The organism is Mesorhizobium sp. M1396 (assembly GCF_040317725.1).
Classification (GTDB): Bacteria; Pseudomonadota; Alphaproteobacteria; order Rhizobiales; family Rhizobiaceae; genus Mesorhizobium.
On sequence record NZ_JAMYLA010000113.1, the window covers coordinates 1 to 6,058 of the forward strand.

5 protein-coding genes and 1 pseudogene are annotated in these 6,058 nt (G+C 60.2%); all 6 read right to left on the reverse strand.

The annotated features are described in order from the left end of the window. Nucleotides 1–196: 196 nt before the first annotated feature. The 6 genes and pseudogenes from NKH02_RS33825 to NKH02_RS33850 all read right to left on the reverse strand — a co-directional run bounded on the left by NKH02_RS33825 (nt 197) and on the right by NKH02_RS33850 (nt 5,882). Complete coding sequence (locus tag NKH02_RS33825; protein WP_352884157.1) at nt 197–295, reverse strand: AsnC family transcriptional regulator; 99 nt, start codon at nt 293–295, stop codon at nt 197–199. A 186-nt stretch (nt 296–481) separates the two neighbouring features. Next, a complete protein-coding gene (locus NKH02_RS33830; protein ID WP_502913894.1) occupies nt 482–1,993 on the reverse strand; it encodes an NAD-dependent succinate-semialdehyde dehydrogenase in 1,512 nt (503 codons plus the stop codon). A 13-nt stretch (nt 1,994–2,006) separates the two neighbouring features. Further along, nucleotides 2,007–2,117: a hypothetical protein gene (locus NKH02_RS33835; protein WP_352884159.1), complete on the reverse strand. Its 111-nt coding sequence runs from the start codon at nt 2,115–2,117 to the stop codon at nt 2,007–2,009. 124 nt (nt 2,118–2,241) lie between these two features. After that, nucleotides 2,242–2,709 (reverse strand): annotated as a pseudogene (locus tag NKH02_RS33840) (SDR family NAD(P)-dependent oxidoreductase); the annotation flags it as partial. 87 nt (nt 2,710–2,796) lie between these two features. Further along, nucleotides 2,797–4,512, reverse strand: a complete 1,716-nt coding sequence (locus NKH02_RS33845; RefSeq protein WP_352884160.1) for an acetolactate synthase catalytic subunit — start codon at nt 4,510–4,512, stop codon at nt 2,797–2,799. Further along, nucleotides 4,512–5,882, reverse strand: a complete 1,371-nt coding sequence (locus NKH02_RS33850) for an aspartate aminotransferase family protein (RefSeq protein ID WP_352884162.1) — start codon at nt 5,880–5,882, stop codon at nt 4,512–4,514. The genes NKH02_RS33845 and NKH02_RS33850 overlap by 1 nt, the downstream gene beginning before the upstream one ends. Nucleotides 5,883–6,058 lie beyond the last annotated feature (176 nt).

Here is a 6,058-nt window from a genome sequence, read left to right on the forward strand (position 1 = left end):
GGATCTCCGAAGCGCTGAAGTTGACGGTCGCCGACGTGACGCGCGACGGCCTGCTGATCCGCGAGACCAAGTTCCGGAAAACCCGCCTGGTGCCGCTGCACGACACAGCAGTAGCGGGCTTGAATGGCTATCTGGCGCATCGCCGGCCCTGTCCGCAACGATCACGCTGTCCGAACGAAGCTTGTTCACTCGACGCTCACGCTGCCGAGGAACGGACCAATTCCGCAAGTTCGGCAAATGAGAGCCGGTTGTTCTTTTGTAGAGCCGTGAGTATCCTTCGATATAGGTCATCCATAGAATCATGTCTGCTATGTTTGCAACTTCAATAGTCGCCGTAAGGGGTGCTACATTGATTGCAGTTCCCGCTGCAAAGTGAAATCCATCGAATCGATATGAATGTCAGACCGCGAGAAAGCGGCCAGCGAGCAGCGGATTTGCCGCCCGCCGGCCAGGTCCGCCCGGGAGCAGAGACGGTGTTTGACTAGATGCCGGCCATGAGCATGAGCTTCAGTTCAGTGTACTCCTCGATGCCGTGGCGGGATCCTTCGCGACCGATGCCCGACTCCTTGACGCCCCCGAAGGGAGCAAGCTCTGTTGAGAGACGCCCGCTGTTGATCGCGACCATGCCGTACTCAAGCGCCTCCGCGACGCGCCATATGCGTCCGATATCGCGTGCATAAAAGTAAGCAGCGAGGCCGAATTCGGTGTCGTTCGCCATGGCGATCACGTCCTCGTCACCGCTGAATCGGAACAGCGGGGCAAGCGGTCCAAACGTCTCTTCTCGGGCGACCTTCATCGACTGGGTGACTTCGGAAAGCACCGTCGGCTTGTAGAAGGTGCCACCTAGCTCATGACGAGTACCCCCTGTAAGTATGCGCGCACCCTTCGCCACTGCGTCGGCAATATGCTGCTCCACCTTCGCAACCGCGGCCGCGTTTATCAACGGTCCCTGACCAATGCCTTCGGCCATGCCATCTCCGACCTTGAGTTGAGCAACTTCGGTCGCAAGCTTTTCGGCGAATGCATCATAAATGGGATCTTGGATATAGATGCGGTTCGCGCAAACACAGGTCTGGCCCATGTTGCGGAATTTCGATGCCATCGCCCCAGCGACAGCCGCATCGATGTCGGCGTCATCGAAGACGATGAACGGCGCGTTGCCACCCAATTCGAGCGCGAGTTTCTTCACGGTTGTCGCGCACTGCGCCATCAGGAGCTTCCCGACCGCCGTGGAACCGGTGAAACTCAGCACGCGGACATCCGGGCTGTCGCAGAGTGCCTTTCCGATTGCGTGAGCGTTCCCCGTGACGACATTGAGGACGCCGGGGGGCAGACCCGCCTTCTGACCGAGGGCAGCAAACGCGAATGCCGTAAGCGGTGTTTCCAGCGCAGGCTTGACGATGGCCGTGCAGCCAGCCGCCAGGGCCGGGCCAACTTTGCGGGTTATCATCGCCGCCGGAAAGTTCCAGGGCGTGATTGCGGCAACAACACCCGCTGGTTGACGGATCACCACAATGCGGCCGTCCTTAATGTGACTTGGAATAGTCTCGCCATAGATCCGCTTTGCTTCTTCCGCATAGAATTCCAAAAAGGAGGCCGCGTAGAGGATCTCGGCCTTGGCTTCAGACAACGGCTTGCCCTGTTCGCTGGTTAGTATCCGAGCCAACTCGTCGGCATATTCCACCACGAGATCGTGCCATCGGCGCAAAGTCGTCGATCGCTCCTTGGCAAGGAGCCCTGCCCAAGCCGGGAACGCCCGCTTGGCCGCTGCGATGGCCTTGGCAGTCTCTGCCTCGCCGAAATCGGGAACCTTCGCAATTTCTTCGTTGGTGGAGGGATTGAGCACCGGCAATTCAGGCTCCCCCACCCATTTGCCATCCACGAGACATTGCGCTGGCCAGCGCTCTCGCATTTCGGATCTCTTGCTTGTTCTGGTGCGTTCAGCGATTTCGCCAGCAGCGCGCTTCGCCAGTTCAATGTCAGGCATACTCATGTGATTCCAAACCTTAGTCAGGGTGATAGTGACTGGGCGCTTGTGGGAAGGACTCCCCTCCGTTCACGTCGATGATCGCTCCATTGATGAAGTCGGAGTCCTCGCGCATGAGGAAAACGACCACACCTGCGATATCGGCTGGACGACCCAGCCGCCCGAATTGGGATGCGCTCAAGAGGGGAGAGATCCGCGGACGCGTCCGGTGCTCCCGTCATCTCGGTCAGGATTCGGCCCGGGCAAACGGTTTTCGCCGTGATGCTTCGGGCGCTGACGATCGACCTAGCCAGGCCGACCAGAGCGCTCCTGGATGCCACGTAGCTCGCCCCCGCAATGCGTGGCACTGTTCGGCCGGCAAGCGATCCGATAAGGACGATGCGCCCACTTCCCACCGTCACCATACCGTTCAGCAATAGCTGGCGGAGAAAGGTCCGGGTCTGATTGACCTTGATTACCTCGACCCACTCATCGAGAGCTAAACCGGAAATAGCAGTGCGACCGTTCGGGCCCTTCGGTGAATATCCGGCGTTACACACGGGGCCCGAAATTGCCCCTAGCTCCGAGTCGACACCCATTAAGAATTCACAAACGGACGCATGATCCCGAAGGTCGGCGGGGCCGGCTACCAGGCGGGGCGCCGGACGGTATCTCCTCGCGAACCGCCGGCTCAGCGGCTCGCCTGGAATCTGCGTTCTGGCTGAAAAAGGCCACGTCCCCATGGGCGACGCGCAGTTGGCGAACGCAGGCCAAACCAATTCCCGACGACCCTCCTGAGACAACGGCAACCTTCGTGAAAGGCGCCGTCGTCATACCAGTTCCGATGGTTCGCCAAGGGCACCCGTAAAAAGCGAGAGCGGCGGGTGCGCATCAGGATCGGTGATGACTTCGATGAGCACCGGCGTCTTCGAGGACAGAGCCCGGTCAAGGGCAGACCCAATGTCGCCCGGATTTTTGACTGTGATCGCTTCGCAGCCGCAGGCCTTGGCGAGAGCAGCATGGTCGACGGGAGCGAAGTGACAGGCTGTCGTATAGCCGCCGAATTTCACGGTCTCTGCGTCTTTTTGGAAGCCGAGCACGCCGTTGTTGAGGACGATGACCGTGAGGTTGATCTCGGACCGCACGAGCGTTTCAAGTTCCGCCCAGCTATGGGCGAACCCGCCGTCGCCGACGAGTACGACAACAGGGCTGTCGGGCCTTGCAAGCTTGGCGCCCATGCCGAGCGGCAAGCCCCATCCTAATCCTGCCAGGCCACGCGGGGTGATGAACCGCTGGCCGGGACGAAGTGCGCGGAGCTGGCCGACGATCCACATTGAAGAGTAGCTGGCGTCGGCCACGACAATGGTTTCCGGCGTCATACGCGATTGCAGATCGCGCATGATGCGTTCCGGCCTCAACGGCGTCTGGTTGCTTCCGCTGAAGATGCTGCGGTCCTGCTCGAATTGCTCCCAGGCTTCTGCGATGCGACGTTCAAGCGCCCCCTTCTTGGACGAGCGATTGGAGAGATCCTCCGACCGAAGCGCTGCAGTCAGGGCTTGAATTGTAGTGGCGATGTCTCCGACGAGGCGGACAGACTCGTAGTTTCTGCCGATCTCGCAAGGATCGATGTCGAGGTGTACGACCGTCGACGTAGAAGGGATCGAACGCCAACTGTCGGTTCCGTTCTGGTTGGTCCTAGTGCCGACGAGAAAGACGAGATCTGCCTCATCCATGATGGCGCGCGTGCTGTAGCCGAGGGACCGGGGGCCATTCAGAGCCCCAAGGACGCCGCAAGTAAGAGGCGCGCGCTCATCGACAGCGCCTTTGCCCATATTTGTTGTGAAGACGGGTAGATGGGCCACGGTTTGCAGCTCCGCGAGCGCCTTGCTCGCCGCCGGCGAAACCGCACCGCCTCCGGCCAGCACCATGGGCGACTCGGCGCGAGCGAGCAACTTGGCCACCGCCGCGAGCGCCTCGTCGCTCGGGCGGATGGGATCAAGGGGCCACGTGCCGTATTGCCCTGTCCGAACGCGTACGCCAGCCGGAACATTCTCGCGGAGCAGGTCGGCCGGAAGGATGAGCACGGCTGGACCAGGTCGACCACTGGTGGCCGCGATAAACGCGGAGTCGACATGGTCCTCGATCCGATCGGCCGTTATCACCCGTCGCGTCCATTTGGAACAGGCCGAGAAAAGGGCGATGTGGTCCAGGTCTTGGAATGCGTTCCGGTCGAGCTGGTGGCGCTCCACCTCCTGCACCAAGGCCACCACCGGAATGCTCGCCTTGAACGCTTCTGAGAGCGGAGGGACGAGCAACGTTGCGGCCGGTCCATTTTGGGCGCACACGACGCCTACTCTGCCAGAGATGCGAGAGTAACCATCGGCCATGGCCCCGCCCATGTTTTCCTGGCGGTAGGCGATCTGTCGGATTCCGATCTTTTCGCATGCCAGAACCACCGCCGAGGGTAGGCTCTGGGCAAAAATCATCTCGACGCCGTTGCGTTGCAGTGCTGCTGCAATCCGTTCTGCTACAGTTTCCACGGACATTACTCCGGTTTCTCCATATCGTTGATGTCTGCTGCATGTTCTTGGAGGAAGAGACGAAACAGGTCGGATATCGCGTCGACCTCAGTCTCTCCCATCGGGGTTGACAGGCACGCGGCCGCCCCATTCGGCAATATGACGCCGTGACGGGAAAAGAAGCGCGAGAGCGTCCTCAGGATGGCGTTTTGGGCTGGATTGGTTGTCGTGTCCCTGAACTCACTCGGTTTCCGCCGCATCGGATGAATTCGAAACAGGGAGCCGGCTCCGGTCACTACAAAGGGAGCGTCGCGTTGCGCAATGATCTCGGTAAGGTTGGCGCGCAGCCGGTCGCCCAGTCCATCGAGGCGAGCGAACGCTGCTTTGTCCAAAGCGCGCATTGCGGCGATGCCGGCTACAATCGACAGTGGATTGGCCGAGAACGTTCCCCCCTGTGGCAGCAGAGGGCGACCGGACTTGGCGCTGAAGACCTGCATGACCTCTTCGCGTCCGCCGATCGCGCCAATGGGCAGTCCACCGCCGATGATCTTGCCCATGGTGATCAGGTCGGGTTTCAACCCGTATCGCGCTGACGCGCCGTGGTAGCCTTGGCGCAGGTTCAGCACTTCGTCAGCGATGATGAGCACGCCGTGATGGCGGCAGAGCCGATGCAGTGCCTCCAGGAAGCCCGGGTTCGGCGCTATCAGGCCAGCCCGGCTCGGCATGGGATCGATTACGACCGCAGCGATCCGATGCGCATGGGCCGGGAGCTTCTTCTCAAGCAGCTCAGTGTCATTGAAGCGCAGCACAAGCGTCTCTTGGAGAACGCTTTCGGGCATACCTTTGTACAACGGTACCGAGGCCGGATCGTCGGCAGGTCCCCAGTTCTCCGCGCTTGCGGACTGGCTGACTTCAACCCAGTCATAGGCGCCGTGGTAGGCTCCCTCGAACTTGGCGATCCCTGCCTTGCCGGTGAAAGCTCGTGCCGCCTTGATAGCGAACATTACGGCTTCAGTGCCGGTGTTTACAAATCGAACGCGATCAACATTCGGAATCCGCTCGCAAAGGATACTCGCCAACTCGATTTCCATCTGCGTCGGATTGGCAAAGCAACTGCCGCTCGCCAGCTGCCGATAGACCGCCTCGACGACAGGTTTGAACGCATGTCCGTGGATGAGAGTCGTGAAATTCCCGTTAAAATCAAAATAACGGTTTCCGTCGACATCTAAGAGATAAGCGCCCTCGCCTCGCTCCATGTACTTCGGAAATGGATCGCGTTCGATCGTTACCCGGCTGGTACCGTCGGGAAATACCGACAACGCGCGTGCGTACGCTTCCTCCGACCGAGTCGAGGCAGGTGTTTCGTGCCGAACTTCTGCATTTAGTTGCGTGGTCATTCATTACCCCCTCGAGCCTCTTGCCTTATCTGCAAGGCCGCCGATGCGGGGCGCTGACGCGACCGCACTTTCCACCGTTGCTCGATCATTCCCACGGCGATTGTTTCCAAGTTTCATGAATGGCATCCACGAGGGCGGCGGCCAAATCTTCGACATCAGTGTTGCTCATCGGTGTC

What these genes read in the sequence shown, in the direction of transcription:
- NKH02_RS33825 (WP_352884157.1), bottom strand. Translation starts at nt 295, where the DNA reads ATGGATGACCTATATCGAAGGATACTCACGGCTCTACAAAAGAACAAC.
- NKH02_RS33830 (WP_502913894.1), bottom strand. Translation starts at nt 1,993, where the DNA reads ATGAGTATGCCTGACATTGAACTGGCGAAGCGCGCTGCTGGCGAAATC.
- NKH02_RS33845 (WP_352884160.1), bottom strand. Translation starts at nt 4,512, where the DNA reads ATGTCCGTGGAAACTGTAGCAGAACGGATTGCAGCAGCACTGCAACGC.
- NKH02_RS33850 (WP_352884162.1), bottom strand. Translation starts at nt 5,882, where the DNA reads ATGACCACGCAACTAAATGCAGAAGTTCGGCACGAAACACCTGCCTCG.